18 protein-coding genes are annotated in these 25,655 nt (G+C 55.4%); 10 read left to right on the top strand and 8 right to left on the bottom strand.

Annotation, left to right across the window (positions count from 1 at the left end; genetic code table 11):
• Nucleotides 1-26 precede the first annotated feature (26 nt).
• From LBQ97_00475 to LBQ97_00455, 5 genes are all read right to left on the bottom strand, one after another.
• Nucleotides 27-3,758: a phosphoribosylformylglycinamidine synthase gene (locus LBQ97_00475; protein ID MDR1831197.1), complete on the bottom strand. Its 3,732-nt coding sequence runs from the start codon at nt 3,756-3,758 to the stop codon at nt 27-29.
• A 24-nt stretch (nt 3,759-3,782) separates the two neighbouring features.
• On the bottom strand, nt 3,783-5,447 hold the full coding sequence (locus LBQ97_00470; GenBank protein ID MDR1831196.1) for a formate--tetrahydrofolate ligase: 1,665 nt from the start codon (nt 5,445-5,447) through the stop codon (nt 3,783-3,785).
• A gap of 361 nt (nt 5,448-5,808) precedes the next feature.
• Complete coding sequence (locus tag LBQ97_00465; protein MDR1831195.1) at nt 5,809-8,586, bottom strand: SIR2 family protein; 2,778 nt, start codon at nt 8,584-8,586, stop codon at nt 5,809-5,811.
• Nucleotides 8,587-8,830: 244 nt separating this feature from the next.
• Nucleotides 8,831-10,099 carry a DUF4143 domain-containing protein gene (locus tag LBQ97_00460; protein ID MDR1831194.1) on the bottom strand — a complete coding sequence of 423 codons (1,269 nt, stop codon included), beginning with the start codon at nt 10,097-10,099 and terminating at the stop codon, nt 8,831-8,833.
• A 121-nt stretch (nt 10,100-10,220) separates the two neighbouring features.
• Nucleotides 10,221-10,403 carry a hypothetical protein gene (locus tag LBQ97_00455; GenBank protein MDR1831193.1) on the bottom strand — a complete coding sequence of 61 codons (183 nt, stop codon included), beginning with the start codon at nt 10,401-10,403 and terminating at the stop codon, nt 10,221-10,223.
• A gap of 288 nt (nt 10,404-10,691) precedes the next feature.
• Here LBQ97_00455 and LBQ97_00450 point away from each other — a divergent pair, with 288 nt between their 5' ends.
• A complete protein-coding gene (locus tag LBQ97_00450) occupies nt 10,692-12,977 on the top strand; it encodes a hydratase (protein MDR1831192.1) in 2,286 nt (761 codons plus the stop codon).
• 65 nt (nt 12,978-13,042) lie between these two features.
• Here LBQ97_00450 and LBQ97_00445 read toward each other — a convergent pair whose 3' ends face one another.
• Nucleotides 13,043-13,750 (bottom strand): hypothetical protein, encoded by a 708-nt coding sequence (locus LBQ97_00445; GenBank protein MDR1831191.1) that lies wholly within the window; start codon nt 13,748-13,750, stop codon nt 13,043-13,045.
• A gap of 304 nt (nt 13,751-14,054) precedes the next feature.
• Between LBQ97_00445 and accD the strand changes: the two genes are divergently transcribed.
• The 4 genes from accD (at nt 14,055) to recR (ending at nt 17,610) form a co-directional block, all read left to right on the top strand.
• Complete coding sequence (gene accD, locus LBQ97_00440; GenBank protein ID MDR1831190.1) at nt 14,055-14,984, top strand: acetyl-CoA carboxylase, carboxyltransferase subunit beta; 930 nt, start codon at nt 14,055-14,057, stop codon at nt 14,982-14,984.
• Nucleotides 14,974-15,936: an acetyl-CoA carboxylase carboxyltransferase subunit alpha gene (locus LBQ97_00435; GenBank protein MDR1831189.1), complete on the top strand. Its 963-nt coding sequence runs from the start codon at nt 14,974-14,976 to the stop codon at nt 15,934-15,936. Before accD ends, LBQ97_00435 begins: the two co-directional genes overlap by 11 nt.
• A gap of 93 nt (nt 15,937-16,029) precedes the next feature.
• Entirely contained in the window at nt 16,030-16,995 is a 966-nt protein-coding gene (pfkA, locus tag LBQ97_00430) for a 6-phosphofructokinase (GenBank protein MDR1831188.1), read from the top strand.
• A 21-nt stretch (nt 16,996-17,016) separates the two neighbouring features.
• Nucleotides 17,017-17,610, top strand: coding sequence for a recombination mediator RecR (recR, locus tag LBQ97_00425; protein ID MDR1831187.1), 594 nt, complete (start codon nt 17,017-17,019; stop codon nt 17,608-17,610).
• On the opposite strand, the gene glpK is transcribed toward recR, so the two are convergent.
• A complete protein-coding gene (glpK, locus tag LBQ97_00420; GenBank protein MDR1831186.1) occupies nt 17,570-19,090 on the bottom strand; it encodes a glycerol kinase GlpK in 1,521 nt (506 codons plus the stop codon). The genes recR and glpK overlap by 41 nt on opposite strands.
• 58 nt (nt 19,091-19,148) lie before the next feature.
• Nucleotides 19,149-20,207 (bottom strand): LacI family transcriptional regulator, encoded by a 1,059-nt coding sequence (locus LBQ97_00415; protein ID MDR1831185.1) that lies wholly within the window; start codon nt 20,205-20,207, stop codon nt 19,149-19,151.
• Between the two features lie 268 nt (nt 20,208-20,475).
• Here LBQ97_00415 and LBQ97_00410 point away from each other — a divergent pair, with 268 nt between their 5' ends.
• From LBQ97_00410 to LBQ97_00390, 5 genes are all read left to right on the top strand, one after another.
• Nucleotides 20,476-21,495, top strand: a complete 1,020-nt coding sequence (locus LBQ97_00410; protein ID MDR1831184.1) for a C4-dicarboxylate TRAP transporter substrate-binding protein — start codon at nt 20,476-20,478, stop codon at nt 21,493-21,495.
• 63 nt (nt 21,496-21,558) lie between these two features.
• Nucleotides 21,559-22,065 carry a TRAP transporter small permease gene (locus tag LBQ97_00405; GenBank protein MDR1831183.1) on the top strand — a complete coding sequence of 169 codons (507 nt, stop codon included), beginning with the start codon at nt 21,559-21,561 and terminating at the stop codon, nt 22,063-22,065.
• Nucleotides 22,062-23,348 (top strand): TRAP transporter large permease, encoded by a 1,287-nt coding sequence (locus tag LBQ97_00400; protein ID MDR1831182.1) that lies wholly within the window; start codon nt 22,062-22,064, stop codon nt 23,346-23,348. Before LBQ97_00405 ends, LBQ97_00400 begins: the two co-directional genes overlap by 4 nt.
• Before the next feature lie 27 nt (nt 23,349-23,375).
• A complete protein-coding gene (locus tag LBQ97_00395) occupies nt 23,376-24,119 on the top strand; it encodes a glycerophosphodiester phosphodiesterase (GenBank protein MDR1831181.1) in 744 nt (247 codons plus the stop codon).
• Nucleotides 24,120-24,256: 137 nt separating this feature from the next.
• The coding region (locus LBQ97_00390) for a hypothetical protein (GenBank protein ID MDR1831180.1) at nt 24,257-25,655 on the top strand (1,399 nt) is incomplete at its 3' end.

Below are 25,655 nucleotides of genomic sequence, written 5' to 3'. Positions count from 1 at the left end.
ACCTCCCAGCGGCGGTCCGAAGACCCCTACAAGAAATAACGGATACCGTTTTGGAAAATGTTGAAATCTTTATTGCCTTCGATGTTTTTAAAGACGTTCTCTTCCCAGCGCTCGTTGTGGCCCATTTTGCCGTAGACGCGGCCGTCGGGGGACAGGATCCCCTCGATGCCCTGCTCCGAACCGTTGGGGTTGTAGCGGTATTCCGTCGTGACGTTTCCAGAAAGGTCCACATAGCACGTGGCGATCTGACCTTTTTTCATGAGTTCCTCGATGACTTCGGGACTCGCGTAAAATCTGCCCTCTCCGTGGGAAATGGGGACCGTGAACGTCGCGCCGGGCTCGATTCCCTGAAGCCAGGGCGAATTGGCCGAAACGACCTTGATACGTACCATCTGGCATACGTGGCGGCCGATTTTGTTGAAGGTCACCGTGGGCGAGGCGGGCGTAATGCCGCCGATGTCTCCGTAGGGGAGGAGGCCCGATTTGATCAGGGCCTGGAAACCGTTACAAATGCCTAAAATCAGCCCGTCCCGTTTCAGGAGATCCCGGATGGCGACGGCCACTTTTTCGTTGGTCAGGACCGTCGCGATGAATTTTCCCGAGCCGTCGGGCTCATCCCCGGCCGAGAATCCCCCGGGGACCATAAAGATTTGGGAATTGGCCAGGGCCTTGACGAAGCCTTCGATGGATTCGTCGATATGCCGCTGGGTCAGGTTCCGGAAAACGAAAATTTCCGATTCCCCGCCGTAGCGGCCAAATTTCCTGGCCGAGTCGTACTCGCTGTTCGTCCCCGGAAAGGCCCCGATCAAGACATGGGGCTTCGCGACTTTGTGTTTGCAGAGGAAAATCTCTTTTCGTGGATAGAGAACGACCGGGCGGACATCGGCTTTTTCTTCCGTCTTATAGGGAAAGACCGGATGCAGTTTCGCGAGCCAGAGTTCTTCGCCCCGCCCGAGGGAAATCCGCTCGTTTCCGACGAGAATTTCATATTCGCCGACGGTCTCCCCGATCAGCCGCGCCCGGTCTCCCGGGAGGGCTTCCGCCGCTTCCACGACGACGGATCCATAGTTTCGTCCGAAGAAATCAAGGTCGGCGTCGGTGATCCGGACGCCGGTCCGGTTGCCGAAGGCCATCTTGGACAGGGCTTCCGCGACGCCGCCGGATTTGACGGCCATGGCCGAAAGGATCTTCCCCTGTCCGATCTGCTCATAGAGGAAGCGGAAATTCTCTTTTACTGTGCTATAATCGGGCGTTTTGTCCTCTTTTGGTATATGCTGAATCAGGTAAACTTTGTGTCCCGCCCCTTTAAATTCCGGGGAGATGACCTTGCGCGCGTCGCAGGTCGTGACCGCGAAGGAAATCAGCGTCGGCGGCACATGGAGATCGTTGAAGGTCCCGCTCATGGAGTCCTTCCCGCCGATGGCGGGAACCCCCAAAGCCTTTTGGGCTTCGATGGCCCCCAGGAGGGCCGCTACGGGCTTTCCCCAATTGAGGGGGTCCGTCCCCATTTTCCGGAAATATTCCTGAAAAGAAAGTCGTACTTTACGGGTATCGCAACCGGCGGCGGCCAATTTCGCCAGACTTTCGACGACGGCCCAGGCGGCCCCGTGACTTGGCGACCAGGAGCTGATCTCCGGGTTGTAGCCCCAGGCGATGGCGCTGGCCGTATGGGTGTCTCCGGCGAGTACCGGCAGTTTCTGTATGCTGAGGTCCGTGGGCGTCAGCTGATATTTGCCGCCGAACGGCATAAATACGGAGCTTGCGCCGATCGTACTGTCGAAGATGTCCATGAGTCCTTTTTGCGAGGCGACGTTGAGGTCCTGCAGCATAGTGTACCAGCGCTCCGGGAGGGATTCCCCGGGGCGTCCCGCGGGATGGAAGATCTCCTCTCCCGAAGAAGCCGGGGCTTCGATCCTGACATCGGTCTTTTGCCGCACGCCGTTGGTATCGAGAAAGGCCCGGGCGATATCGACGATGACCCGCCCCTTGTGGTTCATCCGGAGTCGCGGGGTCTCCGTTACGACGGCGACCGGGGTCGCCTCAAGGTTTTCCGCGTCCGCTTGCCGGACAAAGGCTTCGACGTCCTCCCTGGATACGAGAACGGCCATGCGCTCCTGGGACTCGGAAATGGCGAGCTCCGTGCCCGAGAGGCCGCTGTATTTGACGGGGACGACGTCGAGGGTAATATCCAGGCCTTCGGCCAGCTCCCCGATGGCGACGGATACGCCGCCCGCCCCGAAATCATTGCATTTTTTGATGAGTTTGGTTACGTCGGGATTTCGGAAGAGCCGTTGGATCTTTCTTTCCTCGGGGGCGTTCCCCTTCTGGACTTCCGCGCCGCAAAGGGCCAGCGAATCGCCCGTGTGCTCCTTGGATGAGCCCGTCGCGCCGCCGCAGCCGTCCCGGCCGGTCTTCCCGCCCAGGAGAATCACGACGTCGCCGGGGACGGGTTTTTCCCGTCTGACCCAGGCCGCCGGCGCGGCGCCTACCACAGCCCCCACTTCCATACGCTTGGCCTTGTAGCCCTCGTGATAGATTTCCGTCACATGGCAGGTCGTGAGGCCGATTTGGTTCCCGTAAGCGGAATATCCGGCAGCCGCCCCCGTGGTGATCTTGCGCTGGGGGAGTTTGCCGGGAAGGGTGTCTTCCAGTTTTTCGAGAGGATTGCCCGAGCCCGTGACCCGTATGGCCTGATAGACATAGGCCCTCCCGGAGAGCGGATCCCGGATCGCGCCGCCGAGACAGGTGGACGCGCCGCCGTAGGGCTCGATCTCCGTGGGGTGATTGTGGGTCTCGTTCTTGAACATCAAAAGCCAGGGCTCGATTTTGCCGTCGACGTCCACGTCCACATAGACCGAACAGGCGTTGATCTCGTCGGAAAGTTCCAGATCCGGCAAAAGTCCTGCCTTGCGCATTTCCTTTGCCGGAAGGGTCGCCAAATCCATGAGACAGACGGCCTTTTCGGCTTCCCTGTCTCCGTATACGGCCTTTCTGCTCTGTAAATAGCGGTCCCAGCAGGCTTGCATGGTTTCGCCGAATTTTCCCGCCGGAAAGACGATATTTTCGATCTCCGTCAAAAATGTCGTATGCCGGCAATGATCGGACCAATAGGTATCGAGAACCCGGATTTCCGTCTCCGTAGGGTCTCGTTTTTCTTCGTTTTGAAAGTATTTTTGCACAAAGGCCAGGTCCTCTTCGCTCATGGCAAGGGCCCAATCTTCCCGCATGACCTTGAGGGCCGCGGGTTCCATCGCGACAAAGCCCTTAACCGTCGCAACCGGCGGGGCGCTTTCCCCTTCGGCGATGGCAAGGGTCGTCAGATCCTTTTCCCGGCTCTCTATGGGATTGATGTACCAGCGTTTCACGCGTTCGAGATCCCGATCGGAAATATCCCCGCCGAGGACAATTAATTTTCCGCTGGTGACCGTGACGCCCTGATTTTTCTCCGAAAGCAGGTTCAGGCACTGCATGGCGGAATCGGCCCGCTGGTCAAACTGCCCCGGGATGAATTCCACCGCGAAGGCTTTATTTCCCCCGATGGCGGGATCCCGCAGGATGTTATCGGTCACGATCTCCCCGAAAATCCCCTTGCAGGCGGCCGCCATTTCGGCTTCGCCGATCCCGAAGACGTCATAGATGTTTAAGATCCGCAAGTCCGTCAGTTTGTTGAGGTTGAGGCTCTCCCGGAGCTGGGCCGCGAGACGCTTGGCCTCGAGGTCAAAGCCCGGTTTTTTTTCCACAAAGATTCGGCAATCCACAGTATACTCCCCCCTTCCGCTCTCTTAAAAGAGACCGGAGATGACGCCGTTTTCGTCGATGTCGATCTGTTCCGCAGCCGGTTTTTTAGGCAGTCCCGGCATATCGATGATGTCTCCCGCCATGGCCACGATGAAGCCCGCCCCCGAGGCGATCCGGAGCTCGTTTATGGTCACCGTGAAATTCCGGGGTCGGCCCAGCAGGGCCGCGTTATCCGAAAGGGATTTCTGGGTCTTGGACACACAGACCGGATAATTGCCGTAGCCCAATTCATCGATGGTTTTGAGCATTCTTTTGGCGGCCGGGGAAAATTCCACGCCGTCGGCGCCGTAGATCTCCGTGGCGATCCTGACGATCTTGTCCTTGACCGGCAGATCGAGGGGATAAAGCGGCGCGTAGTGATCTGTCCCCGCTTCGATGGCCTTGAGAACCTCCTTCGCCAGGGCGAGGCCGCCCTCTCCGCCCTTTTCCCAGACTTCGGTCAAAGCCACGGGGACGCCCAATTTCGCGCAGAATTCTTCTATAAATTTTGTCTCCTTTTCCGTATCCGAGACAAAACGATTGATCGCGACTACGACCGGAAGGCCGTATTTTCTCATATTTTCCACATGTTTTTCCAGGTTTTCGCTGCCTTTGGCCAGGGCCTCCAAGTTTTCGACATTGAGTTCCTTTGCGCCGCCGTGGTGCTTCAAGGCCCGCACCGTGGCCACGAGGACAATGCAGTTGGGCGTAAAGCCCGCTTTCCTGCATTTGATGTCGAGGAATTTTTCCGCGCCCAAATCCGCGGCAAATCCCGCTTCGGTGACCGCGTAGTCCGAGGTTTTCAGCGCCAGTTTCGTGGCCAGAATGGAGTTGCAGCCGTGGGCGATGTTGGCAAAAGGACCGCCGTGAATGAAGGCAGGCGTATTTTCCAGCGTCTGGACGAGATTGGGCTTGACGGCTTCTTTCATCAGGGCCGCCGCCGCCCCTTCGATATGGAGATCTCCTACTTTAAGGGCCTTTCCGTCCCGGGAGTAGCCGAAGATGATGTTTTTGATCATTTCTTTGAGGTTGGCCAGGGAATCGGCCAGGCAGAGGACCGCCATGATCTCGGAGGCCACCGTGATCTGGAAGCTCGACTCCCGGGGGATGCCGTTGGCTTTTCCGCCGAGGCCGATCACGACGTCCCTGAGCGCCCGGTCGTTCATGTCGACGACCCGTTTCCAGGTGATTTTCGTCACGTCGATATCGAGGGCGTTGCCCGAGGCGATGTGGTTATCGATACAGGCCGCGATCAGGTTGTGGGTGACGCCGATGGCGTGCAAATCCCCGGTAAAATGGAGGTTGATGTCCTCCATGGGAACGACCTGGGCATAACCGCCGCCGGTGGCGCCGCCCTTGATCCCGAATACGGGTCCCAGAGAAGGCTCCCGCAGGGCCGCCACGGAGCGTTTGCCCAATTTGTTCAGGGCCTGGGAGAGACCCACGGTCACCGTGGATTTCCCTTCTCCGGCGGGGGTCGGCGTGATGGCCGTCACGAGGATCAGCTTCCCGTCTTTTTTATCTTTCAGCTTTTTCAATACGTCGAGACTGACTTTGGCCTTGTATTTGCCGTACTGCTCGATGTCGTCGGGAGAGATCCCGATTTTTTTGGCGATTTCAGCCACTTCCGTCAGTTTGCATTCCTGGGCGATTTGGATGTCCGTTTTCATGTTTCCTCCGTTGCGTGTAGAATTAAAAAGGTCTAAGCTGAACTTCATCCTGCAAAGTGTACACTTAGACCTCTTGTTTTTGTTTGAACCGGTACAAGTTCCCCTTTTTCTTGTTTCCCCAGGCACAGGCTATCTGATTGTCATTGACAGAAATGCTAAAAAACACGTCAACCCTCCGGGGAAACTGTTCAAAACGTTCGATATTCATGATCACATTCTCGTGAAAAAGGTTTTTGATACAACAACAGTAACATAAATCGCCCGATTTGTCAATGAAATTTGCAAAAAGTCCCCCGGCCCGCAATTGCCGCTTATGGGAAATAAATCCGGCCCCTCTCTGCAAGGGACCGGCGTTTTCGTGCTATTCGCTTTTGGCGGGCTTCATTTCCTGGGCTTTTTCGAGCTTCGCGAGGGAAATGCCGACTTTTCTGTCCCGACAGCTCAAGATGCCGTCGCTGATTTCCTCCGGGGCCACAGGTTCTTTCAGGGCGATCGTCTCCTTGAGGTCATAGCCGATCCCCTTGAAGCGGAGCGTGTGGATCTTTTCGAAGATCAGGCTATCTCCGGCTTCGATTTCCCCGTCTGTGGGGATCGTGAAGCTCACGGCGCCCGAGAAGGTCTTGCCCTCGCTGAGATTCTCGTGGATCGAGAGCAGCGACAGCGTGTAAAATGTATTTTGCATTTCCGACATGTTCTTTTCTTTGGTCAAATTGAGGTTTTCGGTGATCTTGCAGTAATTTCGCAGGAAATCCAGCAGCAGATCGAATTTGTACGTCTCGCTTTCCACGGCCCGGCTTGTGAAATCGCCCACATAATCCTGGATGTAGAACTGCACCCGGACGCCAGAGAAGAAGGTCTGGAGCTTTTTCAGGACATCTTCGAGACGGGTGTTCTTGATCCCGCTGAAGATCTGGTATTTGTAGAAATCTCCGCAGCGGGTGAGAAATCCTTCCCGCGCCTGGGTGACGCCGACGGAGAGCATGAATTCCCTCGTTTTGATCTCCAGCACGTCGTAGTTGCTCTGACGCAGATAGAGCCTGAGCTCGGCGCTGTTGATGATCCGGTCGCCCACCTGGATATCGGCCGTCCCGATCCGTTCGATTTTTTTGCTGTCGATGACCTGGGTCAGGTTGTCGCTTTCGATGCGGAAATCCACAAGCCCCATGGAGGCGTATTTTTTGCTGAGGTTCGTCTCGACGCCGCAACGGTCCCCGTCGAGGATATGGGTCCTGGGCTCCCGGTAGACAAGGGGTTCCGGCGGCGTTTCCTCCGCTTCCGGTCCGGCGGATTCTTCCGCCGAATACCGCTCCCTTTGGAAAGCCTCGATATTGATGATCTTTTTTTCCGCGGCCAGTTGCAGGATTTCCTCATAGGTCTTGGGGAGCTCCTTCGTCTCGGGCAGCAGATCGTCCACAGGGACGTCGGTCTTCGGCAGGGGCTCTTCCGTCTCCGCTGCGAGGGCCGCGGCTTCAGCCGCCGCGTGGGGAAGGTCTATGGTCTGGGGTTCGTCTGGACCTTCGCCGCCGTCATAGATTTCGAGATCGCTGAGCCGCGTGATCGGCGGATCACTTTCCGGCGCTTCTTCCGAAACGAGTGAAATCAGAGCGGTCTCCGCGGAAATCAGCGGTTCCGGTCCCGGATTTTCCGGCGCGAGGTCTGCGGGCGCGGGACTTCCGACCGCAAAGGCCTCCGCGCGCAATACCGGCGCGTCGGGGCGCCCTTCGATCACAACGATCTCTTCTTTGAAGACTTCGGGCGCCAAGACCTTGTTTTCGGTCTCATCGAGGTAACCGCCGATATGCTCGAGGGTCAGATCCGACTCGAGGGTCGGGGCCAGGAGATCCAGGGACAAAGGGGCGGGCACGGGTTCCTCCGGCGCGGTTTTTTCTTCTATGGTTATCTCTTCTTCCAAGATCTCTTCTTCCAAGATCTCTTCTTCAGTTACAGTCGCAAATCCTTCACTTGCCGCCTCTTCGGTCCCATCCGTCCCGGTTTCCTTGGCTGCAACCACAATTTCTTCGCTGGTCGCCTCTTCTGCCGCAGGCTCTTCGACAACGGCGCCGGCCGCCATTTCCGCGATTTCCTCAAGGGTGGCGTCTTCGGGAATAGCGGTGATATCCGTATTTACAGAGGTAATCAGGGGCTCGGCGGGGTCTTCATTCGCCCCTACGGTTATCGGTTCAGGGGAAGATTCATTGACGACGGGCTCGATCTGTTCTTCATGCGGTTCCTCTTTGAATTCGATTTGCTCCGGATATTGAATTACCGAGTCTCCAAGCTCCTTTTTGGGGCCGTAATACCAGGCGTAGGCCTCCGATTCCAAGCCCTCCAAGACGTAGAGCTCCCCTTCAAAGGGCGTAATTTTCCTCGTGTTGCGCGAAAGCCAGGCGCTGTCGAGGCCGTCGGGTCCCAAGTGCGCGAGGACGTCCGCGGCTTTGGCGTAGACCGGCGTCATGCTGTATTTGCCGATCAGCTTCAAGATGCTGCCGCTCACCAGCGGAACCGAGGGGACGAGGTAAATGGGCTGATTCAGCTCTTCCACGGGCCCCAGGAGAAAGTCCATCAGGTCCAGCATATCGGGATCGAGGAGATTGACGCCCCAGAATATTGTCGGACGCAGCTGCAATTCCTTGCGGGCGGCTTCATAGAAGGCCTTGTAAAAGCTCAGTTTTTTCATTTTTTTGATATCCTGATCGGTCACGATGATCTCGTACTCGGAGGAAATATCGCCCAAGAGTTTGTAATAACGGATCTTGTCGTTTTTGGCTTCCGCGAAACGGAAGGGATCCATGCGGTGAATGGTCTCGCCGCAATCCCGGATCTCTTCGATAAAACGGTCATAATGGGTCGTCAGGATAACGGAAAATTTGCCCGAAGAGATGATCCCGTCGAGCAGGGCTTTGTCTGTCAGGCGAACCCCGGCGTAGTCGCCGCGCAGAAGATCAAGGATATCGGCCCTGTGACCGAGAGCCTTGTCGAGCCAGGTCTGGCTGACTTCGGAAAGGGAATTTTTCAGGCGGACGGTTTCGGTATAATCGTCGCCCCGCTCTCTGCCGCCGGCCTTCAGCAAGTCGAGAAACCGCTCCGTCAACCGCGCGCGAACAGGCGCTCCGATCAGGTCGCAATAAAAATCCCCCAAAAACAAGTTGAACTTTTTTCGGTTTTCACTGTATTTGTTTTGCGGCAAAGAAATTCACCTCTTTTCATTGTATAGAATAATTATAGCGCATTTTGCCCGCATTCACAAGCAAAATTTTAAAATTCTTTGACTTTTTGAGAGAAAAGAGGTATAATATAGGGTTTTGGTTTTTTTCGATAGATAAAATCGGGAAAAATGGCGGGCCTGTGCGCCGGCTTTGGGGGTTGTTTCAGTTCTCCCCGGGTCAATTTCGAAGACAGCCGACGGGAACGATCCACACGCCGTTTTTCATTTGAAACGCGTATTGCGTGCCGGTCATCACCATCAAAAAAGAAGGAGGCGGCGTTTTGTTCGTATCGATATTATCTCTGAATTTCAAGAGATTTTCCGCCGCCTTTTCGATGGCGCCGGCGCCCATTTTGATTTCCACAGCGGCCCAGCGGGCGTCCCGCAGTTGTATAATCGCGTCCACTTCGAAATTGGTCTGGTCACGATAATGAAACACGGCCCCATCCAAAGCGTCCGTGTAGATTCGCAAATCCCGGATACACAAGGATTCGAACAACAATCCAAACAAGTTGAAATCCTGAAAAAGCATTTTGGCATCGGCGCCTAAAGCTGCGGTGGCAATGGACGGGTCTGTAAAATGCCGTTTCGCCGTGGTGCGGATCGCTCTTTTGGAACGAAGATGAGGACTCCATGCGGGCAGATCCTCCAAAACAAAAAGCTTTTTCAGCGCGTCGAGATAATCGTTGACGGTCTTGTCCGACAATCCTTCGTCATTTGCGATGAGGTCCTTCACCAGCGTGCTTGTATTGGCCTGCGTAGAGATATTTCTCGCGACGGATCGCATCAGGGCGTATACCCGGACAGGATTTCTTTCCACGCCGTCAATGTCGGACATATCTTGATTTGCCACGGCATCCAGGTAGTTATATGCAATTCGCCGCGCGTAAATTTCATTCTCTTCGCAAACCGCTTCCGGCCAACCTCCGCGGGTAAGAATATACGCGATTTTTTCGATGGTCAGCTTGTTCTCGTCGAACAGTTCCGTTTTTCCGTCAAACAGATCCCGCAAGGAGATTCCACCGGTGGATTCTCCGGTTTCAAAAAGTGACATGGTCCGCATGGTCATCCGGCTGATCCGGCCTGTGCCCGTGTGCATGTCCGGATAGTCCGGCGGGATAACGGATCCGGTCAGGATGAATTGACCTCGTTCCCGCCGTCTGTCAACGGCAAAACGGACGGCATTCCACAAAACGGGCGCCGTCTGCCATTCATCGAGAAGCCGGGGGACGTCTCCTTCCAACAATTTTGAAGGTTTTGTATCGGCAAGTTGCTTATAAGCCGCAGAATTATCCGGATCCTGCATATATAAAACGCTTTTGGCCATTTCTTCGGCAGTCCGGGTCTTCCCGCACCATTTGGGACCCACAATCAGCGTCGCCCCCGACGTGGCAAGCATCAACTTCAATTTTTCATCCGCAATGCGCGGCAGATAGCGGGTATTCATAGCGTTTCCTCCCTTGACTACGCCTATATTATACAGGTCACTTCCGATTTTGTCAAGGGTTTACTTCCGGATTTGTCAAGAGTTTACTTCCAACTTTGTCAAGAGTTTACTTCCGGATTTGTCAAGACTCGTCTGAAACCGTCAACTGATGCGGCTCATCAAAGATCCCGAACCGGTTGTTTTCCGCGGCGCGCAACCGTTTTTCCCGCAATCTGCCGATCAAAAGTCCGAGATCGTCACCCAGGGCTTCGATCTCCCTTTCTATGGTTTCCAACTCTCTGTCCAAATATTCTTCCGGCCTCATGCGGCCCTCCTCAATGATTTTACACCCCGCGGAAATTGTGTACGCGCTTCAGGGCGATTTTGTCCTGATATTTATTACAAATATGATACCATAATTTCTTTGTACTGTCTATTTTGTTTTTGAGTAAATTTCTCATGAATTATGGTCAAAAAAGATGCTGAACGGCTTTGATGTATAATCCCTTCCGCTCAAGCGGCCGGAAACCGCAAAAACACATTCCCCCATATACAAAACCCAAAAAATAATGTATAATAAAAGCAAAAGCAAAATCACGCGCAGGAGGAAAGAATGATCAAACTGACAAAAGGCGGCGCTTACCTCATCAACGGGAGGGAAATCGTCGAAGAGCATAACGAAAAAGAGCTTCAGGCCCGCCTTGGCCGGAAAATCTCCAGAGAAGAGGCGAAAAAGCAGACCATATCCTACGGGATCCTCGCGTCCCACAACACTTCGGGCGACATGGAAAAGCTCAAGATCAAATTCGATTCCATGACGTCCCACGACATCACTTTCGTAGCGATTATCCAGACCGCCAAGGCCTCGGGCATGGAAAAATTCCCGCTGCCCTATGTGCTGACCAACTGCCACAACAGCCTTTGCGCCGTAGGCGGGACCATCAACGAGGACGACCATCTCTTCGGGCTTTCGGCGGCGCGAAAATACGGCGGCGTTTACGTTCCCCCGCACATCGCGGTCCTCCATCAGTATATGCGGGAAATGATGGCTGGCGGCGGCCGCATGATCTTGGGCTCCGATTCCCATACCCGCTACGGGGCTCTGGGGACCATGGCTGTGGGCGAAGGGGGCGGCGAGCTTGTAAAACAGCTCCTTGGCGACACCTGGGATATCTCTTATCCCGGGGTTGTGGGCGTCTATCTCCAAGGGAAGCCCGCGCCCGGCGTGGGACCCCAGGACGTGGCGCTCGCCATCATCGGGGCCGTATTCAAAAACGGCTATGTGAACAATAAAATCATGGAATTCACGGGCCCGGGCGTATCGTCCATGACGACGGATTACCGAAATGGCATAGACGTCATGACGACGGAAACGACTTGTCTTTCCTCCATCTGGCGGACCGATGACGATACAAAAATGTATCTTGAAACCCATGGCAGGGGCGGCGATTATAAAGAGCTCAACCCCGGAGAAGTCGCCTGGTATGACGGGATGATCGTTGTGGATCTCGGGAAAATCAAGCCCATGATCGCGCTTCCTTTCCACCCCAGCAATGTCTATCCCATCGCTGAGTTCAACGCCAATGCCGGCGATATCCTGCGAAAGGTCGAGGAAGACGCGGCGCGGCTCATCGAAAATAAAGAAGTCAAAATCGATTTTACCGGAAAGCTCACGGGTGGAAAACTCCGGGTCGAGCAGGGCATCATCGGCGGCTGCGCCGGAGGAAATTATACCAACGTCATGGAAGCGGCTCACCTCCTCAAGGGAAAATCCTGCGGGAACGGCGCCTTTTCCCTTTCCATTTACCCCTCGTCCCAGCCGGTCTTTGTGGACTTGCTGAAAAAGCAGGCAATCACGGACCTGACCGAGGCCGGGGCCATTATCCGGACCGCTTTCTGCGGACCCTGTTTCGGGGCCGGGGACACCCCCGCCAACGGGTCGCTCAGCATCCGGCACAACACGCGGAATTTCCCCAATCGGGAAGGCTCCATCCCCACGAACGGACAACTGTCGGCGGTAGCCCTGATGGACGCCCGCTCCATCGCGGCCACAGCGGCCAATGGCGGGATCCTGACGGCGGCAAGCGATGTGGCCGAGGATTATGTCGTACCGGCTTATACCTTCGACGACGGCGTCTACCAAAAACGGGTGTATTTCGGCTTCGGAAAGGCGGAACCCGGAGCGGAGCTGATCTACGGGCCCAACATCAAGGACTGGCCCGAGCAGAGCGTTCTTACGGAGAATATCCTCCTCAAAGTTGTCTCAAAAATTCTCGATCCCGTAACGACCACCGATGAGTTGATCCCCTCGGGGGAGACGTCTTCCTACCGCTCCAACCCGCTGGGCTTGGCGGAATTTGCCCTTTTCCGCAGGGATCCCGGCTATGTGGGACGGGCCAAGGCCGTGGACGCCGTGGAGCGGGCGAGACGGGAAGGAAAATCTCCCCTCGATACCGATCCGGATTTGGCAGGAATCTTCGAAAAGATTGCGGCGCTGCCGGGGCAAAGCGGGATTGATCCGGCGCAGACGGAAATCGGCAGCGTCATCTACGCGAAAAAACCCGGAGACGGCTCTGCCCGGGAGCAGGCCGCCAGCTCTCAAAGAGTATTGGGAGGGCTCGCCAATATCGCTTCCGAATACGCGACGAAACGCTATCGCTCCAATCTCCTCAACTGGGGGATGATTCCCTTTCTGCTGGCGGGAGAGCCTGATTTCGCGGTGGGGGACTGGATCTATGTCCCCGGGATCAAAAGCGCCCTCAACGGAGACACGCGGGCGATCAAGGCCTGGGTTTTGAGCGGGACGCCGCGGGAAATCGCGCTTTCCATCGCGCCTCTGACCGACGCCGAAAAGCGTATTCTCAAGGCCGGTTCTCTGATCAACGACAATAAAAAATGAAAAAAATCCGCCGCTTATTCCGAAAGCGGCGGGTTTTTCATTCAATCTTCAAAATTCTCTGATATTCAGCACCCGGAGGACGACAACTCCAGTTCGAGATATTTGCGCTGGAGCCGCTTGCGAAACCACTGGTATTCTCCCGTATCGGGACAATCCGACTGGAGTTCCTGGATGGCGCACAGGATGATCCTCGTATCGGGGCGGTCTGTCTTTTTGTAGTGATCGGCGTAAATGCCGTACAACCTCGCGGTCTCGGCCGCCTCAATGTCATAGGGATCATTGTTCCTTATTCGCAGGATTCTGAAATCCTCCCGGGAAGATTGGGATTTTTCCCTGGCCAGGGCCTTGATTTGCCCGATCTGCACCGCGCAGGTCAACTCCCGGACAAACAGTCTCATCTCAATCGAAACATTTTCCGTATCAAAGCAGGCGTCTCCGTCGGAAAAATCAATGGGATCCCCCTCGACGGGCAGATAGAGCAGCCTGTCCTGGTCGTAGGAAGCCGCCGCCGATGTGAGCCCCGGCCGGCCGCGTCTCAGGGTGTTGTAGCGCTCGACGTCGCTCTCATTGCAAAAGCAGATCTCCGTCTGAGCCGTGAGATCTTCCAGTGTCCGCCCGAAGTAATCTTCACAGAAGTGTTCCAAAACTTCCAAATCCGACTGCTGTCTGCAGTGCATAAATTTTTTGAAAGCGACCGGGATGCCCTGCAGGAGGAAATCGCCGGGTTCTTTCTTGCTGCTCCGGATTATCCGGCTTCTCTTTGTGATCACCATATCTCAAGTTCTCCTGTTATACGTAACCCCAACGTGAATCATGACAACTTGCCGACAAGATTTTTCAATGTTATTTTACCATAAAAAATATGTTTTGTCTACAATATAATTTTAAATGCTCTTCAAAATTGAAGAGGGCGTGAAATTGTATTTTGCGGAGAGTTGGACGGAAAGGTCAAAAAAAAATGAAATTCCGTGGAATACGATAGATTTTTTTTTCGGAATATGCTACAATGTAGAGTAATGAAAGCACTCAAAACTCAGATCAAGGGATCAGAACGGGGAATTTGCCCCGGGAGGTAGTATGAAACTGTTCAAGAGCAATTTTTCACTGACGCGGGGGCGGAAAAAATACGTCACCCTGACCGTGGATTCCCAGGAAGAAAAACAAGTTCAGTTTGAGGAAAAGAAAAAAATAGAGAGCAAAAAGACCGATTTGTGGATCAAATGCCCCAGTTGTCAGGAAATCCTGTATCGGGTGGATCTGGAACGCAACCTTGAAAAATGCCCGCGTTGCGACTATTATTTCAACATGTCGGCCAGAGACCGCATTGCCCTTCTGATCGACGAAGGGACCTTCACGGAGACCCAAACGGCCATGGAGAGCGGCAACCCCCTCTCTTTCCCGGGCTACGGGGAAAAATACGCCGAAGCCAAGAGCGAGCTTGAAATGACGGACGGCGTCGTTACCGGGACCGGCAACATCGGCGGAATCCGGGTGTCCATCGCCGTCATGGACTTCCGCTTTTTCGGGGGCAGCATGGGTTCCGTGGTCGGAGAAAAGATTACGGACGCCATCGAGCTGGCCCTCGCGGAAAAAATCCCCGTGATCGTCGTGGCCTCCTCGGGCGGGGCGCGCATGCACGAAGGGATCCTTTCCCTGATGCAGATGGCCAAGACGTCGGCGGCGCTGGAGAAATTACGCATGGCCGGCATCCCCTTTATTTCCGTGCCGGTCAATCCCACGACTGGCGGCGTGACGGCTTCCTTTGCCATGCTGGGCGACATCATCATCAGCGAGCCCAAGGCCCTGATCGGCTTCGCGGGACGGCGCGTCATCGAGCAGACCATCAAGCAAAAGCTGCCCGAGGGTTTCCAGACCAGCGAATTTTTGCAGAAAGCGGGCATGATCGACGTTATCGCCAAGCGGGAAGACCTGAAGCAAACGCTGGCCGCCATTTTAAGCAATATTGTGGTTTCCGACGGCGAAGGAAGTGGGACATATGGAGTTTGAACACGACATTATCCAGATAGAGAACAAAATCCTCGAGCTCAAGAATTTCGCTAAAGAAATGCAAATTGACCTCACGGAAGAAATCGCTCGGCTGAATCGCGAAAAAGAGGAAAAACTCAAGGAAATCTACAGCAATCTGACGTCCTGGGACAAGGTTTTCATTTCCCGGCACCCCAAAAGACTCTATACGATGGACTATATCGAACAGATCACGACGAACTTTGTGGAACTCCACGGCGACAGGCTGTTCCGGGAAGATCCCGCCATAGTCGGGGGCTTTTGCAAGCTGGAGGGCCGCAGGATCATGGTCGTGGGCCATCAAAAGGGCCGGACCACCGACGAAAAGCTTTTCCGCAACTTCGGCATGGCCAATCCCGAAGGCTACCGGAAGGCGCTCAGGCTCTTCAAGCTGGCGGACCGCTTCCGGATCCCCATCGTGACCTTTATCGATACACCCGGGGCCTATCCCGGCATCGAGGCCGAAGAGCACGGGCAGGGCGAGGCCATCGCCCGGAATCTCATGGAAATGAGCGGCCTTAGGGTACCGATGATCTCCGTGGTCATCGGGGAAGGCGGCAGCGGCGGGGCTCTGGGTCTCGGCGTCACGAACCGGATCCTGATGCTGGAACACTCGGTCTATTCGGTCATTTCTCCCGAAGGCTGCGCGGCCATCCTGTACAAAGACGCCTCCAAAGCCTCGGAAGCGGCGGAAAATCTGAAAATATCCGCTCAGGATCTCCTGACTCTGGGCGTCATCGACCGGATCATTCCGGAACCTGTGGGGGGCGTTCACCGCAATCCTGAGGAAGCGGCGGAAAATGTAAAAAAGGCCCTGCTGGAGACCCTGGACGGGCTTTGCGCCCTGACGGAAGCGGAACTCATGGCCGACCGCTACCAAAAATTCAGAAACATCGGCTTTTTCCTCGAGGGACAAGCGAAAGAAGATCAATAATAAAAATAGTATACATTATCGTACAACGAAACGGAAAACAGAAGTATGTGTGTTAGGAGTAATGTTTTAAGCAGTAACAAGGGGTGAGTAGAGTTGGAAAAAATCGGAATCTTGACCAGCGGAGGCGATTCGCCGGGCATGAACGCGGCAATCCGGGCGGCCGGTAAAATCGCCATGTACAAGGGCTTCAAAGTCTTCGGAATCCAGCGGGGCTATCTCGGCATGCTGAACGACGAAGTGTTCCCGATCGATACCCGCTATCTCTCGGGCATCGTGGATAAAGGGGGGACGATCCTGCTGACGGCCCGCTGTGAGGAATTCAAAGACGCGAAATTCCGCGCCATAGCGGCGCAAAATTTGAAAAAGCGCGGTATCGACGGGGTTGTCGTGATCGGCGGAGACGGCTCCTACCGGGGCGCCGAAGCCCTGTGGCGCGAACACGGCATCAAGGTCGTGGGCCTTCCCGGCACCATAGACAACGACATCAAGGGGACCGATTACACCATCGGCTTCGACACCTGTCTCAACACGATTCTCGACGCCATGTCCAAAGTGCGGGATACGGCCACGTCCCATGAACGGACGATCCTGATCGAGGTCATGGGCCGTCACGCCGGGGATCTGGCCCTGCAGGCCTGTATCGCCGGCGGCGGCGACGGGGTCCTGATCCCGGAAATGGAAGATCCCATCGAGCTTCTGGCTTTTCAAATCAAGGAACGGCGCAAGCGCGGCAAATTGCACGACATCATCCTCGTGGCCGAAGGCGTCGGCAAGGTCGACGACATCGCCAACACGCTGAGAGAGCGGCTGGAGACGGAAATCCGTACCGTCGTGCTCGGCCATGTGCAAAGAGGCGGTACGCCCTCGGGCTTTGACCGGATCCTCGCCGCCCGCATGGCGGCAAAGGCCGTCGACGTCCTCGAAAAAGACGAGGGCGGCGTCATGGTCGGCATCGAAAACAACAAAATGGTCACCCATCCGCTGTCCTATTCCTGGGAAGGGGCGCGAAACTATGACATTGCGGAAGACCATGATCTGGCCTTCCTGCTTTCCAAATAACGAGAATCCGGAGGAATACGCGTGGCGACAAAATCGCTGGAGGTCTTGATCGAAGAATTCAACAAACTGCCGGGCATCGGGCGAAAGAACGCCGTCCGGCTCGCTTTTCACATCCTGGGGCTCTCCAATGAAGAGGTGGCCCGCTTTGCCGATTCCCTCAAAGCCGTGAAGGAAAGCATGCGGACTTGCGTAATCTGCGGCGATTACAGCGAAAAAGAGCGCTGCGACATTTGCGCCGACGAGGCCCGCGACGGCGGGACCATCTGCGTCGTCGAAGACGGCAGGGACATCATTTCCTTTGAAAAGACCGGCAAATACAAAGGCAAATACCATGTGCTGAACGGAAAACTGGCCCCCCTCTCGGGGATGACCGCCGACAAGCTCAACATCAAACCGCTCCTGGAGCGGATCGCCCGGGACGATGTCCGGGAAATCATTCTGGGGCTCAACCCCGATTTTGACGGCGACGTCACGTCAGCCTACCTGATCAAGCTCCTGAAACCCTTCGGGATCCGGATCACCAAGATCGCAAGCGGCATTCCCATCGGCGGCAACATCGAATTTGCCGATACGGCTACGATTTCACGGGCGCTTGATTCCCGGAGCGAAGTCTAGGCGAAAGGCAGCGGCTGACGGCTTCGGCCCAGCCCGCGGCAAGGGCTTCACGCCTTTCCGCGTCCATGGCGGGCTTGAAGACTTTGTCGACGGCCACATTTTGCAGAATATCCGCCCTGTCCCGATAGACCCCCACGGCGAGCCCGGCGAGGTAGACCGCGCCCAGGGCGGTGCTTTCGATGACCTTGGGGCGGATCACGTTTGTATTGAGGATATCCGCCTGAAACTGCATGAGAAAATTATTGGCGCAGGCCCCGCCGTCCGCCCGGAGTTCCTTGACAGGCATCCCGGCGTCGGCCTCCATGGCTTTCATGACGTCTCGGCTCTGCCAGGCCAGCGATTCCAGCGTGGCGCGAATGAAATGCTCCTTTTCCACGCCCCGCGTCAAGCCCGTGATGATCCCCCGGGCGTGCTGATCCCAATAGGGCGCGCCGAGCCCCACAAAGGCCGGCACCACATAGACCCCGTTGCTGTCGGGGACTTTTTTTGCGTAAGTTTCGGTAAAGGCGGCGTTATCGATCATGCGCAGCCCGTCCCGCAGCCATTGGATGGCGGCCCCGGCGATAAAGACGCTCCCTTCGAGGGCGTATTCCACCTTTCCTCCCTCTCCCCAGGCGATCGTCGTAATCAGGCCATTTTTAGAGCTTACCGGCGCTTCCCCTGTATTCATCAGGATAAAACAACCGGTTCCGTAGGTATTTTTGACTTTCCCCCGTTCAAAGCAGCACTGCCCGAAAAGAGCGGCCTGTTGATCCCCGGCGACGCCCGCCACAGGGACTTCTCCGCCCAGATATTCGTGATCCGTCAGGCCGAAGATCCCGCTGGAAGGCAGCGCTTCCGGCAGCATGGATCGGGGAATCCCCAGCTCTTTCAGGATTTCCTCGTCCCAGCGAAGCTTACGGATATCGAAGAGCATGGTCCGGGAGGCGTTGCTGTAATCGGTTACGTGACGCTTGCCCCGGGTCAGCTTCCAGATAAGCCAGGTATCGACGGTTCCGAAAAGCAGCTCCCCTTTCTCCGCCCTTTCCCGGGCGCCCGGGACATTTTCCAGAATCCAGCGGATTTTCGTCCCCGAAAAATAGGCGTCGATAATCAGCCCCGTCTTCTCTCTGACAGTCTTTTCAAAGCCCTTTTCCTTCAATTGATCGCAATAATCGGCGGTCCTCCGGCACTGCCACACGATGGCGTTATAGACGGGCGTCCCTGTTGTTTTGTCCCAGACAATGGTCGTCTCCCGCTGATTGGTAATGCCGATGGCGGCAATGTCCCCGTGGGTTATGCCCGCCCGGGCCATGGCCTCCACGAGGACGGACAGCTGGCTTGACCAGATCTCCAGGGGATCATGTTCCACCCACCCGTCCCGGGGAAAAATCTGTGTAAATTCCCGCTGGGCCTGGGCAATGACGCTCCCCTCTTTGTCGAAAACGATGCATCGGGAACTGCTTGTCCCCTGATCCAGCGCGACCAAGTATTTTTGCATATGACCTCCCGCGTTTCTTATTGGTTGAATTTTGGCAGAATTTCCTGGCTGGTTTCTTTCAAGATTTGGCCGGGCCCGTGGTTTTTCGGGCCACGAGCTGCACCATGTGCTCGACCCGGTTGATGCCCCCGGCGTGGGCCGGGTAATCGGGATTTTTCAAGCGCTCGCTGATGAGCCGGAAGGCGCTCCGGCCGCGGTCCTGGATCGAATGCTCCACGGTCGTCAACTGTATCCCCGAAAAGCGCGAGGGGAAAATATTGTCAAAGGCGCATACGCTGACGTCTTCCGGTATCCTTAAGCCCAAATCCGCCAAGCCGTCCAGGACTCCGTAGGCCACCATGTCGTTGACGACCACGAGGGCCGTGGCTTCCCCGTATTCGGCCATGCACTTGCGGGTCAGCTGATAGCCCGTGTCGTATTCGATACTCGTCGTATTGAGCTCGATATAGGAGGGAATCTCGGCGGAAAAGATCCGTACGGCCCCCTCCATGCCCCGGGCGTGATAAGCCGCCTGCAAGCCCTCGCAGCGTCTAACCCGGGCCGAGTGTTCTTCGTTCAGGGCCGTTGAAATATAGGCCACCCGCTTGTGACCGAGCTCGATCAAGTGGTTGCCAATGACCTCCCCGCCGTGAAAATTGTTGATTTCCACGGTGTCGAAGCCCAGATCGTCGAGGCGGTCTCCTACGGCCACCACGGGGATCTGCTTGCTGGCCTTTCGCGCCAGTTCGGGCTGTTGGGGGATCATGGCGAAGATGACGCCGAAGGTCTCCCGGGAGGCCACGGCCTCGTCGAGGAGGGCCTTTTCGATAGATTTGTCCCAGTACGTCGTGCAAATGGACGTGCGAAGTCCCCGTTCAATGGCCTCCTGCTCGATGCTCTGGATCAGCGTCGAATAGTAGGGATTCATGACCGAGGGGCAGATGATGCGCACAAAACCGCCTTCGGGCCGCAGGTGTTTCGGCTTGTACTGAACCGAGGCCGCCACCTGACGGACTTTTTTGACGGTCTCTTCCGAGAAGCGCTGTAAATTTCGTTTGTTGAGGATCATGGATACGCAGGCGGGAGATACGCCCGCCAATTTGGCCATTTCCCGTATAGTTGCTTTCTGAGCGGCCATATCGGCCTCCTTTTCCTGGTGAATTCTGCTGCGATAATAAAGTTTAACATAGTTCAACGGAAAAGTCAAGGGGTCGGCGCAGAATAGTTTTGTGGCGAACTGTCTGTTATATAGACTTAATGTTTTCTTTTAATATATATTGACAATATTTTAGCCATGTGGTATACTTGAATCAGGACAATAACAAGGTAAACATTTGTTGAACAAACCGGGTTTGTGACAAATGAACATTCACAAGGGGAAAACCCCCACTAAAAAAGGAGGATATATGAAAAAGAGAACTGCATGGTTATTCGGATTGGCAATACTGGTATCATTTGTAGTGACCGGCTTCGGCAGCGTGGTCAAAGCGGCGGCCCCCAAAGACTTCAAACTTGTGCTGAAGTGCTCCCACGTTTTCGCGCCCGGGGAACAACTGACAAAATCCATTGATAAAGCGGCGCAAAACATCAAAGCCCGCACCAACGGCGCCATCGACATCCAGACGTACCCTCAGGGCCAGCTGGCCGTGTACAAGGACGGCCTCGAACAAGTGGTCCGGGGCGCGGATTTCATTTCCGTGGAAGATCCTTCCTATCTGGGCGACTATGTGCCGGATTTCAACGCCCTCGTGGGCCCCATGATGTATACGAATTTTGACGAGTATATTTATCTGATTCAGACGGATCTCGTCAAAGCCATGATCAAGAAAGCCGAAGAAAAGGGCATCAAAATCCTGGCTCTCGACTACATTTTCGGTTTCCGGAGCCTCATGACCAATAAAGTCATCAAGACCCCCGCCGACCTCAAAGGCATGAAAATCAGAACGCCGGGCAGCCAGCTCTTTATCGACACGCTGACCGCCATGGGCGCGACCGTTACGCCGATGGCCTTCTCCGAAACGATCTCCGCCGTGCAGCAGGGCGTTGTGGACGGACTCGAAGGGACCATGGACGCCTACGCGACCAACGGCAGCGCGGAAGTCGCGAAAAATATGGCTTTCACGAACCATTTTCTCGGTACCTGCGGCGTTTATATCAGTACAAAAGTCTGGGACAAGATTCCCGCCGAATACCAGGCCATTATTCAGGAAGAATTTACCGCCAACGCCAAAGAGATGATCGAGATCATCACGAATAATTACGACGGCTACAAAGCGAAACTCGAAAAAGACGGCATCAAGTTTAACGACGTGGACAACGCCGCCTTTGGCGCAGCCGTAAAACCCGTTTACGAAAAGATGAAAGGGGTCACCCCCGGCATCTACGACATCCTGAAAGCGGAAATCGCCAAGAGACCGGCGAAATAACAAAACAGCGCAACTTGAACATCTCCATTTTTACGCCCCCGGGCGTTTCGGGAGGAACCGGATATGAAAATCACCAAGGAATTGATTTTGCGAAACCTTGAGGAGATCCTGGCGTCTTTCGCCATCATCGTGACCACGATCCTCGTCATCGTCAACGTCTTCCTCAGATATTTTGTGAAAACCGGGCTGTACTGGTCGGAGGAAGTGGCCACGGGCTGCTTCGTCTGGAGCGTCTTTTTGGGCGCCGCCGCCTTTTACAAACGCCGGGGCCATGTAGGCGTGGACATCATCGTGAATAAACTCGGCAGGTACGGGAGAAATTTCATGAAGCTGCTCGTCGACGTGATGCTGACTTGTATCACCGGCTACATGGGCTATGTGAGCATTGTCTATGTGAGCATGTCTTATCAAAAACCCACGCCGGTCCTGGGCATTTCCACAGTCTGGATCAGCTCGTCCCTCATGGTGAGTTTCGTCTTGATGTTCATTTACTCCGTAAAATTTTTGTATGAAGACGGGCTTCGGATCAAAAAAACCGGCAAGCTGGAAGACAAGGAGGGGACGCCGTGATTTCATATATACCGGTATTTCTGGTTTTCTTTCTGTATTTTTCGGGGATCCCGATCGCCTTCGGGCTCTTTGCGGCGTCCATGTTGTATTTCGGGGCCATCAACACCTCTTCGCCTGTGGATCTGATTTTCCAGAAATTCGTGACCAGCGCGCAGTCTTTCCCGCTTCTGGCGATCCCCTTTTTCGTCATGGCGGGCTCCATCATGAACTACGCGGGGATCAGCGAAAAATTGATGAGCTTCGCCGACGTGCTGACGGGGCACCTGCCCGGAGGTCTCGCCCAGTGCAACGTGCTCCTGAGTATGCTCATGGGCGGCGTTTCGGGCTCGGCCAACGCCGACGCCGCCATGGAATGCAAGATGCTCGTGCCGGAAATGGAAAAGCGGGGCTTTTCCAAGGGCTTTTCGGCCGCGATTACGGCGGCGTCTTCGGCGGTGACCCCGGTGATCCCGCCGGGCATCAACCTCATCGTCTACGGGCTCATTGCCCAAGTGTCCGTGGGGAAGATGTTCGCGGCCGGCTACGCGCCGGGGATTCTCATGTCCCTCTGTCTGATGGTGACGGTGCACATTATCTCAAAAAAGCGCAAATACGCGCCCACCAGGGCGCGGAAGGCCACGCTGAAGGAATTCCTCGCGCAATCCAAGGAATCCGTCTGGGCGTTGCTCTTTCCGCTGGGAATCGTCCTGGGTCTCAGAATAGGCATGTTCACCCCTTCGGAAGCGGGGGCCGTGGCCGTCCTTTATTGCACCCTTGTGGGCATATTCATTTACCGCACGCTCAAATGGGAGCACATCCCGAAGATCCTCTACGAGACCATACAGGGGACGAGTACCGTGGTCTTCATCATTGTGGCGGCGGGCGTTTTCGGATACTACCTGAACTGGGAGCGGATTCCCCAGTCCATCGCGGGATTTTTATTGAACATCACCCATAATAAGTGGATCATGCTCGTGATCATCGACGTGTTGCTCCTGATCATCGGGATGTTCCTCGAAGGCGGCGCGGCGCTCATTATCCTCGCGCCCCTGCTTGTCCCCGTCATCAAGAGCCTTGGCGTCGATCCGATCCATTTCGGTCTCGTTTGTATCGTCAATATCATGATCGGAGGCCTGACACCGCCCTTCGGCTCCATGATGTTCACCTGCATCGCCATCACGCGCTGCGAGCTGGGAGAATTTGTCCGGGAATGCATGCCTTTCATCTTCGCGCTCCTCATCGCGCTGGTCCTCGTGACCTTTATTCCCGCGGTGAGCCTCTTCATCCCGAATTTGATTTTTTAAGCATATCAAGGGTCAAAGGAGAATCCTATGAAAATTTTCGCCCATAGAGGGTATAGCGGGCGCTATCCCGAAAATACCATGCTCGCCTTTGAGAAGGCGGCGGATACGCGCTGCGACGGCATTGAGCTGGACGTCCAGCTCACAAAGGACGGGGAAGTGGTGATCATCCACGACGAGCGGGTGGACCGGACCACGGACGGCGCGGGATTCGTGCGCGATCTGACCTTGGCGGAAATCCAAAAGCTGAACGCGGCCAAGAGGGGCCTGAGCATGGAAAAACCGGCTGCCTACGCCTTCCAGTCCGTCCCCTCCTTTGAGGAATATTGCGCGTGGGCGGCGGGGCAGGCTCTCGTGACCAATATCGAGCTCAAAACCAGCGTGTACTATTATCGGGGCATCGAGGAAAAGACCCTGGCCTTAGTGACAAAATACGGCCTCGAAAACCGCGTGCTCTTCTCGTCCTTCAACCATTTGTCGGTGATGAAAATAAGGGAGCTGGCCCCCGGTATTCCCTGCGGCGCACTGACCGACGGCGAAGGGATCGGGCAGGCGGGCGCCTACTGCGACAATTTCGGCCTCGCGTACTATCATCCCGACGTCCGGAAGCTGACGGAAGAAGTCGTGGACGAGTGTCGCCGCTGGAAGATCGGCGTCAACGTCTGGACCGTAAACCGCAAAAAGCAGGTAGAAAAATTGTCGGCCTGGGGCTGTGAGGGCGTCATCACCAACTATCCGGCCGAGGTTATGGGGTGGGTGGCTTTAAAAGAATAAGCTGCAGGCAATGCGTTAAGGCAAAAAGCGCGATCGCCGAATCGCGCTTTTTGTGATAGGGGGAAATTGCATTTTTTCTTGTGATTCGAGCCGAAAACCGGTATAATATGGGCAGTAAAGGATAAAGGAGGATTCGGATGGCCGTTGTGAATTGGGAGGGCGTATTTGCCCGGGCGATTGCCTTTGCGGGCAAATGGAAGGACGCGAAGAACGAGGAGGCCGAGGCCCAGTCCTTCGAGAGGGATTTCCTGCAGGTCTTCGGAGTGAACGACCCCCTCGGGGTCGGCGATTTCGAGTACAAGGTTCCGCTTTCCGACGGCCGTACGGGCTATATCGATTACCTGTGGAAGGGGACCATCGCCATCGAGATGAAATCCCGGGGGAAGAACCTTGACGCGGCTTTTGAGCAGTTGGGGGAATACATGCGCCACTTGCCGCCCGAAGAGGTTCCCGATCTCTGGATGGTCTCGGATTTTGAAACGATCCAGCTCAAACGGCGCTCCGCCAGCGCCTTTGTTTCCTTCAAGACAAAGGACCTGAAAAAATATATCCGACATTTTTCCGATGTGGCGGGATTTTCGGAAACGGATAAAGAACCGGAGACCCAGCTCGACGTCAACGTCAAGGCCGCCGAAAAAATGGCGCGGCTCCACGACGCCTTGAAAACTCACGGCTACGAGGGACACGACCTCGAGGTCTATCTCGTGCGCCTGCTGTTCTGCCTCTTTGCCGACGATACGGGGATCTTTCCCGCCGGCGCCTTTTTGCAGTATCTGGAGAATTCCAAAAAAGACGGATCCGATCTCTCCGAACGGCTCGGGAAGCTCTTTGACGTCTTGAATCTCCCGCCGGAAACAAGGGAAAAGAGGACGCTGCTCTCGCCTGAACTCCTGCGCTTCCGCTACATCAACGGGGGGCTTTTCGAAAAAGTTCTGCCCCTGGCCGAATTCAACGACAAGATGCGGCAGACGCTGATCGACTGCGCGGGTTTCGACTGGAACAAGATCTCGCCGGCCATTTTCGGGGCCATGTTTCAGGGGGTTATGAACAAAGACCAGCGGCGGGAACTTGGGGCCCACTACACGAGCGAAGAAAACATCCTGAAGCTCATCAATCCGCTCTTTATGGATGATCTGCGGGAGGAATTCGAGCGGGTCAAGGTAAGCGCCAGGGCCCTCGACGCCTTTCACGAAAAAATCAGCCGTCTGAAGTTCCTCGATCCGGCGGCGGGTTGCGGGAATTTTTTGATCATCACGTATCGGGAATTGCGGCTCCTGGAGTTGGACATCCTCCGGATGAAGCGGGCTACCTTGCAGAATACGCTCTTTGTGGAGAATCTCCTGAAGGTCAACGTCGGACAGTTTTACGCGATCGAAATTGAGGATTTTCCCTGCCAGGTCGCGCAAGTCGGGATGTGGTTGATGGACCACCAGATGAATATGTTGGCGTCGGAAGAGTTCGGGCAGTATTATGTGCGCTTGCCGCTGACTGACGCGGCGACCATTGTGAATGCCAATGCGCTGCGAATTGAGTGGG

It is taken from the genome of Fusobacteriaceae bacterium (assembly GCA_031272775.1).
GTDB lineage: Bacteria > Fusobacteriota > Fusobacteriia > Fusobacteriales > Fusobacteriaceae > JAISST01.
This window is presented reverse-complemented; position numbering and strand designations above follow the sequence as displayed.

Coding starts and splice junctions, on each gene's coding strand:
- LBQ97_00460 (MDR1831194.1), bottom strand. CDS start 10,099: ATGAATACCCGCTATCTGCCGCGCATTGCGGATGAAAAATTGAAGTTG.
- LBQ97_00450 (MDR1831192.1), top strand. CDS start 10,692: ATGATCAAACTGACAAAAGGCGGCGCTTACCTCATCAACGGGAGGGAA.
- glpK (MDR1831186.1), bottom strand. CDS start 19,090: ATGCAAAAATACTTGGTCGCGCTGGATCAGGGGACAAGCAGTTCCCGA.
- LBQ97_00405 (MDR1831183.1), top strand. CDS start 21,559: ATGAAAATCACCAAGGAATTGATTTTGCGAAACCTTGAGGAGATCCTG.
- LBQ97_00415 (MDR1831185.1), bottom strand. CDS start 20,207: ATGGCCGCTCAGAAAGCAACTATACGGGAAATGGCCAAATTGGCGGGC.
- LBQ97_00470 (MDR1831196.1), bottom strand. CDS start 5,447: ATGAAAACGGACATCCAAATCGCCCAGGAATGCAAACTGACGGAAGTG.
- LBQ97_00445 (MDR1831191.1), bottom strand. CDS start 13,750: ATGGTGATCACAAAGAGAAGCCGGATAATCCGGAGCAGCAAGAAAGAA.
- LBQ97_00395 (MDR1831181.1), top strand. CDS start 23,376: ATGAAAATTTTCGCCCATAGAGGGTATAGCGGGCGCTATCCCGAAAAT.
- LBQ97_00455 (MDR1831193.1), bottom strand. CDS start 10,403: ATGAGGCCGGAAGAATATTTGGACAGAGAGTTGGAAACCATAGAAAGG.
- accD (MDR1831190.1), top strand. CDS start 14,055: ATGAAACTGTTCAAGAGCAATTTTTCACTGACGCGGGGGCGGAAAAAA.
- LBQ97_00410 (MDR1831184.1), top strand. CDS start 20,476: ATGAAAAAGAGAACTGCATGGTTATTCGGATTGGCAATACTGGTATCA.
- LBQ97_00435 (MDR1831189.1), top strand. CDS start 14,974: ATGGAGTTTGAACACGACATTATCCAGATAGAGAACAAAATCCTCGAG.